Below are 15,996 nucleotides of genomic sequence, written 5' to 3' on the forward strand. Positions count from 1 at the left end.
GTCTCGCCCGGTCGCTGCGGCACGGTACGGCGCTCGCCCCGCAGGTCGACGGTGACGGTGCCCGCGACGGGCTCGGGCGGAGTGGCGGGCGGCCTTTTCGGGGGGCCCGGGGGGGACCCGGGGCGCGGCCGGGCGGCCCCGCCGATATGGAACGCGTCGATCCCGGCCCCCACCAGCGTCGGCACATGGTCGAGCCGCAGCCCACCCCCCACCAGAATCCGCTGCTCGTACCCCGGCTCCCCACCCCGCGCCGCCTCCGCGAGCAGCGTGGAGAGCCCGTCATCAACCCCAGCCCCCGACCCGGCCGTGAGATACGTGTCCAGCCCCGGCATCCCGTCCAGCTGTTTCCGCAGCGCATCCCGGTCGGCGGCCCGGTCGATGGCGCGATGGAACGTCCACCGGCACCCGTCCAGCTCACCCACCACCCGCTCGACGGCCCCGATGTCCACCCCTCCCGCAGCGTCGAGGAAGCCGAGCACGAACTCCTCGGCCCCCGCGTCCCGCATCTCCCGGGCCGCCCGCACCACCCGCTCGACGTCCCCGACCGCGAATCCGTCCGCCAGCCTCAGCATCACGCGCAGGTCGATGTCGACGGCGGCCCGGATCCCGGCGAACGTCCCGACCGGCGGGGTGAGCCCGTCGGCCGCCATGTCGGCGACCAGTTCGAGCCGGTCCGCACCCCCGGCCTGGGCGGCGACCGCGTCCTCGACACCGAGGGCGATCACCTCCAGGACTGCACGCTTGCTCATGGGACCCCATTCCTCGGCATTCGACTGGCGACGACCACTGGGCGACTACAGGTCTAGTCCAATCCAGGGTACGCCTGCCCCGTCGAAGATCGGCTCAACCCATGACACCGCCACCGGGCCCACCGGGCCCACCGGTCCCACCGGTCCCACCGGGCCCACCGGTCACCCGAAGATGTTCAGCTCCCCCGCCTCCGCCCCCGCCAGCTCGTACGGCGCCCCCTCCACCGGCCGCCCCGCATACAGCCGTACGAGCGTGGCGGCGTCCCCGATGTAGCGCGCCGGCGGCCGCGGGGCCGTCGGGTCGCCCAGGCGCAGGGGCTCGTCGACGTCGTCCAGGTCGGCGTGCAGGGGCGTGTGGCGCCGTTCCCGGGTGAGCCACGCGAGCAGCCGGAGCGCGTCGGGCAGCCCGGCCCCCGCGTACGCCCCCGGCGCCCCGAACACCTCCCGTACGTCCCCGGCATGCACCCACTCCCCCAACGCGATGCCGTCCAGCACCCCGCCCGCCTTGGCGATCACCGGCCCCGCCTCGGTCATTCCGCGCTCCAGCTCGTCGACGACCTGCGCGGAGGTCCAGTCGGCGCGCTCGGCGATGTCCCGGTCGTTGGACTCGGGCGAGAAGACGCCCTCCTCGAACCGGTTCTCCACCACCCGCATCAACGCGGCCGAACAGTGCGCCAGCACATCCCGCACCGACCACCCCGGACACGCGGCCGTCGGCAGCGCGAAGTCCGCCTCCGGCCTCGACCGCAACAGCGGAACCAGCGCATCCCGCTCGACGGCCAGCAGCCGCCCCGGCAGCTCGGGATCCCGTACGTCGTGCACGTCAGCAGAAGTCATGACGTCCACGCTAGGCGCTCCGCGCGAGCACAGTGAGGAAACCGGGGGGGGGCGGTCGCACCGGTCACGCCCACGCGGCGGAGCTCATGTCGATCCGGCCCCGTGACCCTCACCGGGCGGCGTTACCGCACCGGAAACCCACCCCTACCCGCGAGAATGACGCCATGGCCGATCTCCCCGCCCTGCGCACCCGCTTCGCCCAAGCCCTCAACGCCGCCCGCTCCCCCGCCACCGCCCCCGACCCGGCCCCGTACGCCGACAACCTCCTCACCCGCTGGCAGGAACCGCAGCGCCGCTATCACACGCTCGCCCACCTCACCGCTGTCCTGGACCACGTCGACGAGCTGGCCGAGTACGCCGACGACCCGGACGTCGTACGCCTCGCCGCCTGGTTCCACGACGCGGTCTACCTCCCCGACCGCTCGGAGAACGAGGAGCGCTCCGCCCGCCTCGCCGAACGCGCCCTCCCCGAGGCCGGCGTCCCCGCGGAGCGCACCGCCGAGGTGGCCCGTCTGGTGCGGCTCACCACCACCCACGCCCCGGCCGCCGACGACCACGACGGCCAGGTCCTCTGCGATGCCGACCTCGCGATCCTCGCCGCGCCGCCCTCCGCGTACGCCGCCTACACGGCCGCCGTCCGCGAGGAGTACCACTTCGTCCCGAACGACGCCTTCCGCGAGGGCCGGGCAGCGATTCTGCGCCAACTCCTCGCTCTGCCAAGCCTGTTCAGCACGCCGTACGGGCAGGAGAAATGGGCGGCGACCGCCCGCTACAACCTCTCCGCCGAGCTGGAAATGCTGTCGCTGTGACCTGCCCGCCGTCGTAGCCTGCACGGCATGCGAGACATAAGCGGGGAACGCGTACAACAGGCCGTGGCAAGCTGTGCGGCACTGCTGCGAACGGTGGCGGACCGGGACTGGACGGCCGTCAGGGCCGGACGGGTGGAGTGGGACTGCCACGCCACCGCGTTCCATATCGCCGAAGACCTCATCGCCTACGCCGCCAACCTGGCCGGACGCGCGCAGGACGACTACGTCCCCTTCGAGATCACCCTCGACGACGGCACCGACAACCACGGCCTCATCCACGTCATCGAGACGACCGGCGCCCTCTTCACCGCCACCATCCGCACCACGCCCCCCGAGGTGCGCGCCTTCCACCCGTACCCCTTCCGCAGCGCGAACCGCGAGGGCTTCGCCGCGATGGGGATCGCCGAAGTGCTGCTGCACACGCACGACATCGCCGAGGGGTTCGGGATGGCGTACGAACCGCCCGCCGAGCTCCCCGAGTTCGTCCTCACCCGGATCTTCCCGCACGTCCAGCCCGGCCCCGACCACTGGCGCACCCTGCTCTGGGCCACCGGCCGCGGTGACCTGCCCGGCCGGGCGCCCGTCACGGAGTGGCGCTGGCGCAACAACCTCGTCATCCCCGCCGACCGCCTCACCCTCCAGGGCGTCACCCCCGCTGCCGCCGCCGACCTGAGCGCGGGCGGCGACGGCGGGTTCACCTGGATCGTGGGCGGCCCCTACGAGGGGACGAGGGAGGCGGCGGGAATGGTGCTGAAGGCCCGCGAGGCGGGTGTGCACCGCCCCGAGTTCGGTCTGTTCGTCCTCGTCCGGAAGGAGGACGGCCTCGCGGTCGGCGGCATGGGCTTCCACGGCACCCCCGACGAGGACGGCCGGGCCGAGGTCGGCTACGACCTCGTGGAGGGCGCCCGCGGCCGCGGCTACGCGAGCGAGGCGCTGAGCGCGCTGTCGGAGTGGGCGGTGGCCAGGGACGACGTACAACTCCTCTGTGCCACCGTCAAAGCCGACAACCTCCCGTCGCAGGGCGTGGCCGCGCGCGCCGGGTATGTCCGGGCGGTGCACGAGGAACAGGACATGGACGAGACGCTCCAGCTCTACATCCGCAGCGGCGCCGGCCCCACCCGGCCAACCGAGCACGCCCAAGGGTGACCGACGAGGCGTGACCCACGCCACATCCACCCATGTCACATCCCGCCGAGTCGTTCCGTCATAGCTGTGTAACCAACGACAACGGCAGAGGAGTTCGCCATGGGTGCCCGCTTGAACGTCTTCCAGATCCCGACCGCCGGCAAGGTCATCAAGCACATCACCTCGGCCAGCAAGGTGGTGCACGACTCGTCGCTTCCCGTCATGACCCAGCACCTGGTGACGCTCCGCGCGAGCCAGATCAACGGCTGCGGCTTCTGCACCGACATGCACAGCAAGGATGCCGTCGCCGCCGGCGAGGACTGGCTGCGCCTCAACCTGGTCGCCGCGTGGCGGGAGGCCAACTGCTTCACCGAGGCCGAGCGCGCCGCCCTGGAGCTGACGGAGGAGGGCACCCGGATCGCGGACGGGGCCGGCGGGGTCTCGGACGAGGTCTGGGAGAACGCCGCCAAGCACTACGACGAGGAGCAGCTCGCCGCCCTGGTGTTCCTGATCGGCCTCATCAACGCCTTCAACCGGATGAACGTCATCATCCAGCAGCCCGCCGGGGACTACCAGCCCGGCCAGTTCGCCTAGCCGGAAGCCGCTTCAACCGAGGCCGAGGGGGCGCTAGCCGTTCGCCCGCCCCTTCGGCCTGCGCAACCCCGCTCCCTGCAACAGCCGCACCACCTCACGGCTGCTGACCTCCACCGCCCCGGCCCGCACCACGTCGGCGTACCGGTGGGACGGGATGTCGTAGTGATCCCGCTCGAAGGCCCGCTGCGGCACGCCCAACTTCTCGGCGAACGCGTGCAGTTCGTCGTACGACACGTCACTCACGAGGTGCGACCACATGCGCCCGTGGCCCGGCCAGGTCGGGGGGTCGATATAGATCGCCACGACGTCACGCGTTCCCGTGCCCGGAGGAGGGCGGCGTCCCGCCCGGGCCGGCCGACCCCAGCGCCCCCACCGCCGCGACCTTCACCCCCGTCTGGTGGCACACCCAGTGCGGATCGGGCCCCAGCTCCGGCTCGACCTCCAGCGCATGCGGATCGCCGGAGGCGCACACCGGGCACAACGGCCAGCGCCCGTACCGGTCCAGCAGGGCGTCCTGTACGTCCTGGGCGACCAGCCCGGCCACGTACTCGACCCCGTCCGGCCACTGCTCCACCCACCAGCGCCGCTGTACGACCGACTCCTCGACCAGCGAGACGACGTCCGCCTCGGCGGCCTCGCCCGCGACCAGGTCGGCGAGGACGAGGGCGCGGGCGGTGTGCAGCGCCTGCTCCAGCGGACTGATGGGTTCCATGGACCTATTGTGCGCACTCTTGACCACGCCTCGACATTGAAAATACCTTTCAAGTGTGACCCGTGAAGTGAAGGAAACTTTCGGAGACGGGGGCGCTGCTCCGGCGCCCGCGGCCCTCGCCGCCAAGGTGCGCACGCTCGCCCCGTCGATGACCCGCTCGATGCAGCGCGTCGCCGAAGCGGTCGCGAACGACCCGGCGGGCTGCGCGGCCCTCACGGTCACCGGCCTCGCCGAACTCACCGGCACCAGCGAGGCCACCGTCGTCCGCACCGCCCGCCTCCTCGGCTACCCCGGCTACCGCGACCTGCGCCTCGCCCTCGCCGGCCTCGCCGCCCAGCAGCAGTCGGGCCGGGCCCCCGCCATAACGACCGACATCGCGGTGGACGACCCGATCGCCGACGTCGTCGCCAAGCTGGCCTACGACGAGCAGCAGACCCTCGCCGACACCGCCGCCGGTCTCGACACCGTCCAGCTGGGAGCGGCCGTGTCGGCTGCCGCGGCGGCCCGCCGTATCGACGTGTACGGCGTCGGCGCGAGCGGGCTGGTCGCACAGGATCTGACGCAGAAGCTGCTGCGCATAGGGCTCATAGCCCACGCGCACAGCGATCCGCATCTCGCCGTGACGAACGCGGTGCAGCTGCGGGCGGGCGACGTCGCCATCGCCATCACGCACTCCGGGTCCACCGGTGATGTCATCGAGCCGTTGCGGGTGGCGTTCGAGCGCGGGGCGACCACCGTCGCGATCACGGGGCGTCCGGACGGGCCCGTGACCCAGTACGCCGATCACATACTCACGACGTCGACGGCGCGGGAGAGTGAACTGCGGCCGGCGGCGATGTCGTCCCGTACGAGTCAGCTTCTTGTGGTGGACTGCCTGTTTGTGGGAGTGGCTCAGCGGACGTATGAGACGGCGGCGCCTGCGCTGGCGGCGTCGTACGAAGCCCTCGCACATCGTCACCGTAGATAGACCGCAGGTCCGGCTGTTGTGAGCGTCTGTGGGTCGGATGTGGCTGGTCGCGCCCACGCGGCGGAGCCGCGTGTCGATGCGGCCCCGCGCCCCCAGGGCCTGTTCGTGCACACCGAAGTCGAAGAGAGCCGTCCTCCCATGACCTCCACTTCCGATCCCCGTGATCTCCGCTCCGAGCTGGACTCCCTCACCACCGAAGCCTTCCGTCCCGAGCTCGCCGAGATCGATCAGCTGCCCACCCTCGACATCGCCCGGCTCATGAACGGCGAGGACGCCTCCGTGGCCGCGGCCGTCGCGTCGCGGCTCCCGCAGATCGCCGCCGCCATCGACGCCATCGCGGAGCGGATGGCGCAGGGCGGGCGGCTCGTCTACGCCGGTGCCGGTACGGCCGGTCGGCTGGGCGTGCTCGACGCGTCCGAGTGTCCGCCCACCTTCAACACCGACCCCTCCCAGGTCGTCGGGCTGATCGCGGGTGGCCCGGAGGCGCTGGTCACCTCGGTCGAGGGGGCCGAGGACTCCAGGGAGCTGGCCCGCGCCGATCTCGACGCCCTCGCACTCGACGCCACCGACACGGTGGTCGGCATCTCCGCTTCCGGACGGACGCCGTACGCGATCGGCGCGGTCGAACACGCCCGCGCGCAGGGCGCGTTGACGGTCGGCCTGGCCTGCAACCCGGCCAGTGCCCTCGCGGCGGCCGCCGACCACGGCATCGAGATCGTCGTGGGTCCGGAGCTGCTGACCGGCTCGACCCGGCTGAAGGCCGGCACCGCGCAGAAGCTGGTCCTCAACATGCTCTCGACGATCACGATGATCCGGCTGGGCAAGACGTACGGGAACCTGATGGTCGACGTCCGTGCCTCCAACGACAAGCTGCGGGCCCGCTCCCGCCGTATCGTCGCCCTGGCCACGGGCGCGGACGACGCCGACATCGAGCGGGCGCTGACCGCGGCGGGCGGCGAGGTGAAGACGGCGATCCTGGTCCTGCTGGCAAGCCTGGACGGAGCCACGGCCACCCGTCTCCTGGAGGAGTCGGGCGGTCACCTGCGGGCCGCGCTGGCGTCGGCCACCTGACTGCGCCTCGCCCGGTCAACTCCCCTGTTAGCGTGGCCACATGACGGTACCGACGACCTTCCGCATCGGCGGCGACCTGGAAGTACGGCGGCTCGGATTCGGAGCCATGCGGCTGCGGCCCGACCCCGACGAGAAGGCCCACGCCGCCCATCTCGCGGTCGCCCGGCGAGCCGTCGAACTCGGCGTCACCCTCATCGACACGGCCCACCTCTACGGCTGGGGAGCGAACGAGGACCTCCTCGCCGAGGCCCTGCACCCCTACCCGGACGACCTCGTGATCGCCACGAAGGTCGGCATCCGGCACACCACAGCGGGAGAGGGCTGGCGCCACGCGGGCGCGCCGGCCGACCTCCGCGCTCAGGTCGACGAGGCCCTGCGCCGTCTCCGCCTCGACCGCATCGAGCTGCTCCAGCTGCACCGCCTCGACCCGGGCGTACCGCTGGCCGACCAGCTCGGCGCCCTCCGCGACCTGCGCGACGAGGGCAAGGTGGGCCGGATCGGCCTGTCCGAGGTGACGGCCGCCGAGCTCGCCGAGGCGCAGGCCGTCGTCGAGATCGCGAGCGTCCAGAACCGCTACAACCTCCTCGACCGCGAGTACGAGCCCGTACTGAAGGCGTGCGAGGCGGCGGGCGTCGCGTTCCTGCCGTGGCGGCCGGTGGCGGCGGGGCAGTCGGGGGCGAGGGCCGAGATCGCCGCGGTGGCGAAGGAGGTCGACGCGACGCCGACGCAGGTCGTCCTGGCCTGGCTCCTCGCCCACTCACCGGTGATCGTCCCGATCCCGGGCACGACGAGCATCGCGCACCTGGAGGAGAACCTCGGGGCGAACGCCGTGCACCTCACCCAGGAGCAGTACGAGCGCCTGGGCCACGTCTCCGAGTCGGCCGAGTCGGCCTGACGCGGCGGTCCGCAAGACCGCTCACAGAAACCCCGTAGCGCGCACAACCCTGCCCCGGTCACGTTGGTCTTGCGTGCGTGAACTCTGCGCCGCAACCGGGCGCAGGGCGTTGATCACGGGAGATGCACCATGCCAGCCACCGCCATTCGTCGTACCGTCCTGACCGTTTCCGCGGTCTCCCTCTCGCTTCTGGTCACCGCCTGCGGTGGCGGCGAACAGGGTGGTGAGGACAAGGAGGCGAAGGGCGGCACCAAGTCCGAGAAGCCCGCGGCGAAGACGCTCACCGCCGCCGAGCTGGAGAAGCTCGTCGTCGCCAAGGGCGATGTCCAGGGCCACGAGATCACGAAGCCGGGGAAGGCGGACGTCTTCGAGCCCGGTTCCGTGTCCGTCGATAAGGCCGAGTGCGATGCCGTCGGGCAGGTGCTGTCGGCCCTGCCGGCGGGCAAGCCGGCGGCGACTGTCCAGCGCCTCGTGGTCCAGGAGTCCGAGGCGGCCAAGAAGGGCATGCCCTCGGTGGAGGAGCTCGGGGAGATGACGGAGAAGGAGGCCGAGGAAGCGACGCTCGACTCGCTCGACATCACCAAGACGATGACCTCCCTCTGGTCCTACGAGGCCGACGGCGCCGAGCAGGCCCTCGCCGCGCTGCGGGGGGCCGGCGAGAAGTGCGCCGGGGGCTTCTCCATGACCATCGACGGGGAGAAGCAGCAGGTCACCAAGGTCAGCGAGGAGAAGCTCGCGGCCGGCGAGGACGCCGTCGCCTGGACGGTGGGGACGAAGCAGGACGGCAGCGCCGGCGAGACCAAGGTCGTCGTCTTCCGACAGGGCACCACGCTCGCGGGCTTCTCGTCCTTCAACATCGCCGCGGTCACCCGGGGCGAGGCGTTCGAGCAGCCGACCGCCGTCATCGACGCCCAGGCGGCCAAGCTCGGCTGAACCACGGCCTCCCTCCAAGGACCGGGTGGGAAGGTCTGGGTCTCAACACCCCTTCCCACCCGGCCCGCAGCACCTCCGCGCGGTGCCACCTCCACCGCATCCGGCGGGCAGTCCCACTCACGCCCACCCTCGACGGGCCGAAACTGCACCCTGCCGCCCACGTGCCCCCGTCGTCCCCGTCCGCGACTCCAAGGATCCTCAGGCCCGAAGAACCCCGTACCCGAGCATCGGCATGGTCGGCTTTCGTCAAAGCGGTCAGGATCTGACCTACTTGCCTCCTAGCGTGGCCGTCATGACTGAGACCACGCACAACACCGCCGCTGCCACCACCGCCGACGCCGCCGAGCGCACCGACCTGCTGGAGGCACTCGCCAAGCAGCGTCACTTCCTGCGCTTCACCACCCGCGACCTCACCGACGAGCAGGCCGGGCAGCGGACCACCGTCAGCGAGCTGTGTCTCGGCGGCCTGATCAAGCACGTCACGTCGGTGGAGCGGCACTGGGCCGAGTTCATCCAGCACGGCCCCTCGGCCATGCCCGACTTCACCGCCATGACCGAGAAGGACTGGGCCGAGCGGGCCGACGAGTTCCGGATGCTGCCGGGCGAGACGCTGGCCGGCGTGCTGGCGGCGTACGAGGAAGTGGCCCGCGAGACCGACGAGTTGGTCACCACCCTGCCCGACCTGAACGTCACCCATCCGCTGCCCAAGGCCCCGTGGAACGAGCCCGGGGCTCGGATGTCGGCCCGCAGGGTGCTGATGCACATCGTCGCCGAGACGGCCCAGCACTCCGGCCACGCCGACATCATCCGCGAGGCCCTGGACGGCGCGAAGAGCATGGGCTGAGCGACCGGCACGAAGGGCGGCGGTCTCACTTCTCAGCCACGCCAGACGAGCGTGTACCGCCAGAACATCCGCCGCCGCAGCCGTGCGCCGGGAAGAACGCGCCGGGCCTCACTGGCGATGTCCCCGAACGGGACTTCCGCCGGTCGGGTCACCGCGGTCATGGAGACGGGCCGGACCATCGTGCGCCGTCCCCGGTTCTTGACGAGCCCCATGAGCAGGTTGAGCGGGACGGAGACGAAGCCGAGCAGCTGCTCGACGAACCCCTCGTCACGGGCCAGCCCGACCACCACCAAGGTCCCGCCGGGAGTGAGCTGCCGTCGCAGGCGGGCGAGGGTCTCGCCGAGCGGCAGGTGATGCAGTACGGCGACGCAGGCGATGACGTCGTACGGCCCCTCGGGAATCCCGCCCGGAGCATCGGCGACGATGAAGGTGACGGGAGCGCCGGGCGGGGTCAGCTCCCTCGCCCGCCCGGCGATCCCGGCATCGGAATCGACACCGACAACCCCCTTGTCCGCCCTGGCGGCCAGCAGCCGGACCAGATCCCCCGTGCCGCAACCGACATCCAGCGCGGTCCCGAACCGGCGCGGCAACTGCCGCAGGATCCAACGGTGATAGTGGGCGTTGTGGTCCCAGGGATGGGCGGCATTGAAGTGTTCGAGCGCCTTCAGCAGGCGACGCGACAGGGTCCTCATGGCGTCAGTCCACCAGCCCGGCGCCCCGGCGGGCCGCCCACCGCCCGAAGCTCGCGTTCCGAGCGGAAGGTGCACCGCCCGTTGTCAGTGCTGTCTGCGATGGTGTGGGGACGAGAGAGCGACGGGCTGGTGGGGGCACGGGATGACGGGCAGGGACGCCGACGGCTGGGCGGGCATGGACTATCGGGGCTGGGAGGACCACGCGGAGGTGACGCGGCGTCTCGATGCGGGAGCCGATCCGGAGAGGTGGGGCGTCGGGGGCTCGCGGCCCCTGCACCGGGCGGCGGTGTTCGGCTCGCCCGAGGTCGTCACGGAACTGGCCCGGCGCGTGACGGACGTGGACGCACTGGAGAACGGGGCTACGGCACTGTGGGAGGCGGTGGTGGCGGGCCGTGCTGAGAACGCGCGAGCACTGGCCGCCGCCGGAGCCGACCCCGGGTGGATCGGGTACGGCGGCTGGACGCCGGCGCGGCTGAGCCTCGCCGGGCCGGAGCCCCGCCTGTTCACCCTGCCCGAGGATCAGCCCGGTCTGACGGAGGCAGAGCGCGCGGTGGCGGAGGAAGGCCGCCGGCTCATCGCGGCCCTCGGCGACTTCTACTACGACGGCCTGGGGCTGGCATGCGTGGCCGGGATCGATGCCGAGGAGGCGATACGCCGCCTGGAGGCGACACCGGCCGACGCCGAGCTGATGGCCGATCTGCCGGCGGACCCGTACGACCACGACCCGGACGAGAGCCTGCGGCACATCGGCGTGACGACCGTGCCGGGCGGCTGCGTCGTCACCCAGCCGTGGGGATACGGCCCTTCCATGCCCGGCGTACACACCCGCCTCTCCGCGGGCACCGTCTCCTACGGTCTGTACGCCAACCCCAAGAGCGGCAACCAGGGCAGCATCCACCGCGACGGCGTCTGCGAGGGCTGGGACCTGCACCCGGGCGGCGGCCCGGACACTGAGGACGGTCCGGCGGATGTCCTGTTCTCGTACGTCTACTGCCACCAGGCGGTGGCCTACTCGCTCGCGTACGCCGGTCTGCGCCCGACGGACGCCCGAGCGGTCGTCGGCCCACCGGACCACTGGGTCGAACTGCCGGACCGCGATTACTGGGCGACCTGAACGGCCCGGTTGGAGGCAGCGGACTCCCATGTGCATGCTGAAGGCTGCCCGCAGCACCAGCACCTGACCCGGCCCTCGCAAGCCCCCGGAGCCACCCATGAACCACGCCCAGCTCACCGCCTTGGGCCGAGCCCTCCGCCTCGTGGGCGAACACGGCGAGTCCCTCACCGCCGACACCCCCGACGCGCGGCTCCACGAGATCAGGGCCGACCTCCGCCGTGCCCTCGACCTCCTCGACGAGAGCGTCACCGGCGCCGCCCCCGCCACGCGCTGCCCGGAGCACCCGAACGGCCCGGTCGACGCCGCCGCCCCCGATCTCTGCCTGCTCTGCGAGACCCGTCGCCGAGCGGCCCGGCGCGCCGAGTTCAACGGCGCCGGCCCCGCCGCCCCCTACTCCCCCGAGCACCCGGTCCCCTCCCGCTACGGCGTCCGGGGCGACCGCCCACAGCCCCAGCAGCGCTGGCTGCCGGAGCTGTGGAACGGGCAGGAGTGGCAGCTCTGCGGCACCCCGCGCCGCGACCGCCGCGAGGCCGAGCTCTATCTCGCCGCCGCGCGTCGCGGCCCGCGCCCCGCCATGGCCTACCGGCTCGTGCACGAGTTCACCGACTACGAGGTGCTGCGCGTCTGGGGCACGCCGGTGAAGGTCGACATCGAGCCACTGGGCAACCTGTAGGGACTACTTCACCGCCCCGGCCGGCTCAGCCGCGCCCTCCACCGCCACCGGCTCCTCACCGGCGACGGCGGTCCGCTGCGCGGGGATGAACGACGCCACCACGAACGCCAGCAGCGCCGCCCCGGCACCCACCGCCAGGACCACCTTGAAGGCGTTCTCGGACGGAAGCGCGTATCCGCCGAGATTCGTCGTCATCTGGGCGAGGATCACCCCCGCGACCGCACTCGCCGTGGACGTACCGAGGGAGCGCATCAACGTGTTGAGGCTGTTCGCGGCGGCCGTCTCCGACGCCGGTACGGCGCTCATGATGAGGGCGGGCATCGAGCCGTAGCCGAAGCCGACGCCGGCGCCGATGATGCAGGCCACCAGGATGAAGTGCCAGACCTCGGACATCAGGACGATGTTGAGGCTGTATCCGGCGGCGACGATCAGCACACCCACCATCAGTGTGACCTTCGGCCCCTTGGCCCGGGAGATCGCGGCCGACACCGGAGCCGTCGCCATCATCACGAGTCCGGACGGCGCCATGCACAGACCCGCGATCAGCATGGACTTGCCGAGGCCGTAGCCCGTCTGCGCGGGGAGCTGGAGGAGCTGCGGGATGACCAGGCTCATGGCGAACATCGCGAAGCCGACGGCGATCGAGGCCAGGTTGGTGACCAGCACCTGACGGCGGGCCGTGGTCCGCAGGTCGACCAGCGGTTGCTCCACCCGCAGCTCCCACCAGCCCCACGCCAGCAGGATCACCACGGCCGCCGCGAACAGACCGAGCGTCGTACCGCTGGTCCACCCCCAGTCGCCGCCCTTGGAGATGGCAAGGAGCAGGGAGACCAGGCCGGCCGCCATACCTGTGCCGCCGACGAGGTCGAAGCGGCCGCCCGTGCGCACCTTCGACTCGGGCACGATCAGCAGCACGCACCCCAGCGCCGCGACGCCCATGCCGGCCGACGTCCAGAAGAGCGTGTGCCAGTCGAAGTTGTCCGCGATCAGCGCGGCGGCGGGCAGCCCGAGGGCGCCGCCGATGCCGAGGGAGGCGCTCATGAGGGCGGTGGCGGAGCCGAGGCGTTCGGCGGGGAGTTCGTCGCGCATGATGCTGATGCCGAGCGGGATCACACCGGAGGCCAGGCCCTGGAGCACCCGTCCGACGATCATCGGGACCAGCGCGTCGCTCAGGGCGCAGACCACGGAGCCGCTCACCAGCAGCACGATGCTGACCAGCAGCATCCGCCGCTTGCCGTACATGTCGCCGAGCCGCCCCATCACCGGCGTGGCGACGGCGGCGGCGAGCAGTGTGGCCGTGACCGCCCAGGCCGTGTCCGAGGCGGGTGCGTCGAGCAGTCGGGGCAGCTCGGGGACGATCGGGATGACCAGGGTCTGCATCAGCGAGACGACGATGCCGGCGAAGGCCAGCACCGCCACCACGGCGTTCGGCCTCGGCGGGGCGCCACCCCCGGCCTCGGCGGGAGGGGCAGGGGCGTGGGACATGGCGGGGCCTCCGTCGGCGTACGAGCACAAAGGGGTACGTAATTGACCGAGGCAACCTTAAGTCAGTTGATTGACTTACTCAAGGAGCGCAGCTCACGCCTCCCGCTCCACGAACGACCGCACCCGGTCCTCGTCCAGCTCGTACACCGTCTCGTGCGCCCGGGGGTCCCGCGCATGGAAGGTGTGGAACATCGGCCCCGTAGCCCCGCCCAGCTCCACCAGCGAGGCCGACGCCCCGCGCACCACGCGCTCCGTGCCGGGCGCGGCCGTCAGGTCGACGCGGTTGACCACACCCGGGGTGACCCACACCGGGACGGACTCCAGCAGCCCGAAGAGCTGGAGGTGGTAGTGACCGGTCAGCACGACCCGTACGTCACTCCCCCGGATCGCCGCCGCCAGCTCCCCGGGGTCGCGCAGCCCGAAGTGCGGCTGGGTCGCCGAGATGTCGAGGCTGATCGGCGGATGGTGGAGGGCGAGGACGGTGCCCCGCTCGGCGGGCTCGCTCAACACCCCGCGCAGCCAGCCCAGTTGGGCGACGCCCAACTCGCCGTACACCTTCCCCGGCACCAGTGAGTCCAGGGTGACGAAACGCCATCCGGCAACCGTGCTCACCGCCGCCCGTTCCGCCGCCCCGGACTCCAGGGTCGCGACGGGCTCCGGATGCCCGCTGCCCAGCACCTTGCCGAAGGCGATCCGCTCGTCATGGTTGCCGGTGGTGTAGAAGACGGGGGCGTTCAGCGGGCGGGCGAAGTCGCCCACGAGATCGCGGACCGCCGTATAGGCCTCCACCGCCCCGTCGTCGGCGAGGTCGCCGGTGACGACGACCGCGTCCACGTCCCGCAGGTGGCGGAGATCCGCGAGCATCAGGCGCAGGGAGTCGGTGGCGTTGACGCCCCACTTGTTGGGGGCGTCGGTACGTTCGAGATGGGTGTCCGAGAGGTGCAGTATCCGCATCCCCCGGACAGTAGACGGGAGTTGGCGATCAGGACAGCGACTTCAGCGCCGCCGCGTCGTACGGCTTGAGCTCGTCGAGACGGTCCGCCAGGACCTTCGCCGCCCACTCCGGGTCCTGGAGCAGGGCGCGGCCGACGGCCACCATGTCGAACTCGTCGCGCTCCAGGCGGTCCAGGAGGTCGTCGATGCCCTTGACCTCGGAGCCCTCACCGGCGAGGGCCTTGATGAAGTCACCGTTCAAGCCGACCGAGCCGACCGTGATGACGGACTTGCCGGTGAGCTTCTTCGTCCAGCCGGCCAGGTTGAGGTCGGAGCCGTCGAACTCCGGGATCCAGTAGCGGCGGGTGGAGGCGTGGAAGGCGTCGACACCGGCCGCGGCGAGCGGGGTGAGGATGGCCTCCAGCTCCTCGGGGGTCTCGGCGAGCCGGGCGTCGTAGGCGTCCTGCTTCCACTGCGAGTAGCGGAAGATGACCGGGAAGGAGGCGGAGACCTTCTCGCGTACGGCGGCCACGATCTCCGCGGCGAACTTCGTACGGGCCACCGGGTCGCCGCCGTACGCGTCCGTGCGGCGGTTGGTGCCCGCCCAGAGGAACTGGTCGACGAGGTAGCCGTGGGCGCCGTGGATCTCCACGCCGTCGAAGCCTATGCGCTCGGCGTCCGCGGCGGCCTGCGCGAAGGCGTCGATGACGTCGTCGAGGTCGCTCTGGTTCATCGCCTTGCCGGTGGCCTCCTCGGCGCCGATGCGCAGGCCCGACGGGCCGACCGCCGGGGCCTCGGCGTAGGGCGGCTTGCCCGGCTGGCGGACCATGCCGATGTGCCAGAGCTGCGGCACGATCGTGCCGCCGCCCGCGTGCACCGCCTCGGCGACCTTGGCCCAGCCCGCCAGCTGCTCCTCGCCGTGGAAGCGCGGGACACGGTCGCTCTCCCCGGCCGAGTCGTGCCCGACGTAGGTGCCCTCGGTGACGATCAGGCCGACGCCGGCCGCGGCGCGCCGCGAGTAGTACGACACGACGTCCTCGCCGGGGATGCCGCCCGGGGAGAACATGCGCGTCATCGGCGCCATCGCGATGCGGTTGGGGACCGTCAGGCCGTTGATCACGGTCGGCCGGGACAGGATCTGGGCGGCGCGGGAGGTGGGGGACGTGGTGACGGTCACGCGGGGGCTCCTTGGGAACGGCTTGTATGGACCGGCTGGTATGTGCATGCGCATTGTTGCACCTACTTAAGCAACGTCCTATGCCGTGCCGCACATTCCGCTCCGCCGTGTGCGTTTCGCATTGCGGGCGACTGCGGGCAGTCGTGGGCCGGTCGCGCCCACGCGGCGGCAGCCGCAAATCCGACACAGCCCCGCGCCCCTACAGGTGCGTCCAGTGCACGCCTCAAGGGGCGCGGGGAACTGCGCGAGCAACCACCGAACCACCCGCAGCCACCGTCTCACCGCAACCCGCCCCGATCCCCTCGCACAAACGACCGAGGGCGGCACCCCCTGTCGGAACAGGAAGTACCGCCCTCGGTAAGGACGTTGATCAACCGGAGGCAGAA

General features: G+C 71.8%; 17 protein-coding genes and 1 pseudogene. 10 read left to right on the forward strand and 8 right to left on the reverse strand.

Features of this window, described 5'->3' with window-relative positions; genetic code table 11:
- Nucleotides 1-125 precede the first annotated feature (125 nt).
- Both ADK36_RS27770 and ADK36_RS27775 read right to left on the reverse strand, forming a co-directional pair.
- A pseudogene (locus ADK36_RS27770) lies at nucleotides 126-749 on the reverse strand (copper homeostasis protein CutC); the annotation flags it as partial.
- A gap of 162 nt (nucleotides 750-911) precedes the next feature.
- Complete coding sequence (locus ADK36_RS27775) at nucleotides 912-1,586, reverse strand: maleylpyruvate isomerase family mycothiol-dependent enzyme (RefSeq protein ID WP_053199513.1); 675 nt, start codon at nucleotides 1,584-1,586, stop codon at nucleotides 912-914.
- Between the two features lie 164 nt (nucleotides 1,587-1,750).
- On the opposite strand from ADK36_RS27775, the gene ADK36_RS27780 reads away from it, so the two are divergent.
- From ADK36_RS27780 to ADK36_RS27790, 3 genes are all read left to right on the forward strand, one after another.
- Nucleotides 1,751-2,395, forward strand: a complete 645-nt coding sequence (locus tag ADK36_RS27780) for an HD domain-containing protein (protein ID WP_053199472.1) — start codon at nucleotides 1,751-1,753, stop codon at nucleotides 2,393-2,395.
- A 27-nt stretch (nucleotides 2,396-2,422) separates the two neighbouring features.
- On the forward strand, nucleotides 2,423-3,541 hold the full coding sequence (locus tag ADK36_RS27785) for a GNAT family N-acetyltransferase (RefSeq protein ID WP_053199475.1): 1,119 nt from the start codon (nucleotides 2,423-2,425) through the stop codon (nucleotides 3,539-3,541).
- 99 nt (nucleotides 3,542-3,640) lie between these two features.
- Nucleotides 3,641-4,114 carry a carboxymuconolactone decarboxylase family protein gene (locus ADK36_RS27790; protein WP_048586906.1) on the forward strand — a complete coding sequence of 158 codons (474 nt, stop codon included), beginning with the start codon at nucleotides 3,641-3,643 and terminating at the stop codon, nucleotides 4,112-4,114.
- Between the two features lie 33 nt (nucleotides 4,115-4,147).
- On the opposite strand, the gene ADK36_RS27795 is transcribed toward ADK36_RS27790, so the two are convergent.
- Together ADK36_RS27795 and ADK36_RS27800 are read right to left on the reverse strand one after the other, a co-directional pair.
- On the reverse strand, nucleotides 4,148-4,417 hold the full coding sequence (locus tag ADK36_RS27795) for a DUF4031 domain-containing protein (protein WP_053199477.1): 270 nt from the start codon (nucleotides 4,415-4,417) through the stop codon (nucleotides 4,148-4,150).
- Between the two features lie 4 nt (nucleotides 4,418-4,421).
- A complete protein-coding gene (locus tag ADK36_RS27800; protein ID WP_048586904.1) occupies nucleotides 4,422-4,826 on the reverse strand; it encodes a hypothetical protein in 405 nt (134 codons plus the stop codon).
- A 55-nt stretch (nucleotides 4,827-4,881) separates the two neighbouring features.
- Between ADK36_RS27800 and ADK36_RS27805 the strand changes: the two genes are divergently transcribed.
- From ADK36_RS27805 to ADK36_RS27825, 5 genes are all read left to right on the forward strand, one after another.
- Nucleotides 4,882-5,793, forward strand: coding sequence for a MurR/RpiR family transcriptional regulator (locus ADK36_RS27805; RefSeq protein ID WP_053199479.1), 912 nt, complete (start codon nucleotides 4,882-4,884; stop codon nucleotides 5,791-5,793).
- Between the two features lie 138 nt (nucleotides 5,794-5,931).
- Nucleotides 5,932-6,864 (forward strand): N-acetylmuramic acid 6-phosphate etherase, encoded by a 933-nt coding sequence (murQ, locus tag ADK36_RS27810; RefSeq protein WP_053199481.1) that lies wholly within the window; start codon nucleotides 5,932-5,934, stop codon nucleotides 6,862-6,864.
- A gap of 40 nt (nucleotides 6,865-6,904) precedes the next feature.
- Nucleotides 6,905-7,759: an aldo/keto reductase gene (locus tag ADK36_RS27815; protein ID WP_048586901.1), complete on the forward strand. Its 855-nt coding sequence runs from the start codon at nucleotides 6,905-6,907 to the stop codon at nucleotides 7,757-7,759.
- A 129-nt stretch (nucleotides 7,760-7,888) separates the two neighbouring features.
- Nucleotides 7,889-8,692, forward strand: coding sequence for a hypothetical protein (locus ADK36_RS27820; protein WP_048586900.1), 804 nt, complete (start codon nucleotides 7,889-7,891; stop codon nucleotides 8,690-8,692).
- A gap of 292 nt (nucleotides 8,693-8,984) precedes the next feature.
- Nucleotides 8,985-9,536: a DinB family protein gene (locus tag ADK36_RS27825; protein ID WP_048586910.1), complete on the forward strand. Its 552-nt coding sequence runs from the start codon at nucleotides 8,985-8,987 to the stop codon at nucleotides 9,534-9,536.
- Nucleotides 9,537-9,568: 32 nt separating this feature from the next.
- Here ADK36_RS27825 and ADK36_RS27830 read toward each other — a convergent pair whose 3' ends face one another.
- Nucleotides 9,569-10,228 (reverse strand): class I SAM-dependent methyltransferase, encoded by a 660-nt coding sequence (locus ADK36_RS27830; protein ID WP_053199483.1) that lies wholly within the window; start codon nucleotides 10,226-10,228, stop codon nucleotides 9,569-9,571.
- Between the two features lie 142 nt (nucleotides 10,229-10,370).
- On the opposite strand from ADK36_RS27830, the gene ADK36_RS27835 reads away from it, so the two are divergent.
- Together ADK36_RS27835 and ADK36_RS27840 are read left to right on the forward strand one after the other, a co-directional pair.
- Nucleotides 10,371-11,342 carry an ankyrin repeat domain-containing protein gene (locus ADK36_RS27835; protein WP_048586899.1) on the forward strand — a complete coding sequence of 324 codons (972 nt, stop codon included), beginning with the start codon at nucleotides 10,371-10,373 and terminating at the stop codon, nucleotides 11,340-11,342.
- Nucleotides 11,343-11,439: 97 nt separating this feature from the next.
- Entirely contained in the window at nucleotides 11,440-12,015 is a 576-nt protein-coding gene (locus ADK36_RS27840; RefSeq protein WP_048586898.1) for a hypothetical protein, read from the forward strand.
- A 3-nt stretch (nucleotides 12,016-12,018) separates the two neighbouring features.
- Here the strand turns inward: ADK36_RS27840 and ADK36_RS27845 are convergent, their stop codons facing one another.
- The 3 genes from ADK36_RS27845 to ADK36_RS27855 all read right to left on the reverse strand — a co-directional run bounded on the left by ADK36_RS27845 (nucleotide 12,019) and on the right by ADK36_RS27855 (nucleotide 15,658).
- Nucleotides 12,019-13,500 (reverse strand): MFS transporter, encoded by a 1,482-nt coding sequence (locus ADK36_RS27845; RefSeq protein ID WP_048586897.1) that lies wholly within the window; start codon nucleotides 13,498-13,500, stop codon nucleotides 12,019-12,021.
- Between the two features lie 93 nt (nucleotides 13,501-13,593).
- The gene (locus ADK36_RS27850; RefSeq protein WP_053199484.1) at nucleotides 13,594-14,454 is read right to left on the reverse strand and encodes a metallophosphoesterase; all 861 of its coding nucleotides are present in this window, start codon (nucleotides 14,452-14,454) and stop codon (nucleotides 13,594-13,596) included.
- A 28-nt stretch (nucleotides 14,455-14,482) separates the two neighbouring features.
- Nucleotides 14,483-15,658 (reverse strand): NADH:flavin oxidoreductase, encoded by a 1,176-nt coding sequence (locus tag ADK36_RS27855; RefSeq protein WP_048586895.1) that lies wholly within the window; start codon nucleotides 15,656-15,658, stop codon nucleotides 14,483-14,485.
- Nucleotides 15,659-15,996 lie beyond the last annotated feature (338 nt).

The organism is Streptomyces viridochromogenes (assembly GCF_001270495.1).
In the GTDB taxonomy this organism is placed as follows: domain Bacteria; phylum Actinomycetota; class Actinomycetes; order Streptomycetales; family Streptomycetaceae; genus Streptomyces; species Streptomyces viridochromogenes_A.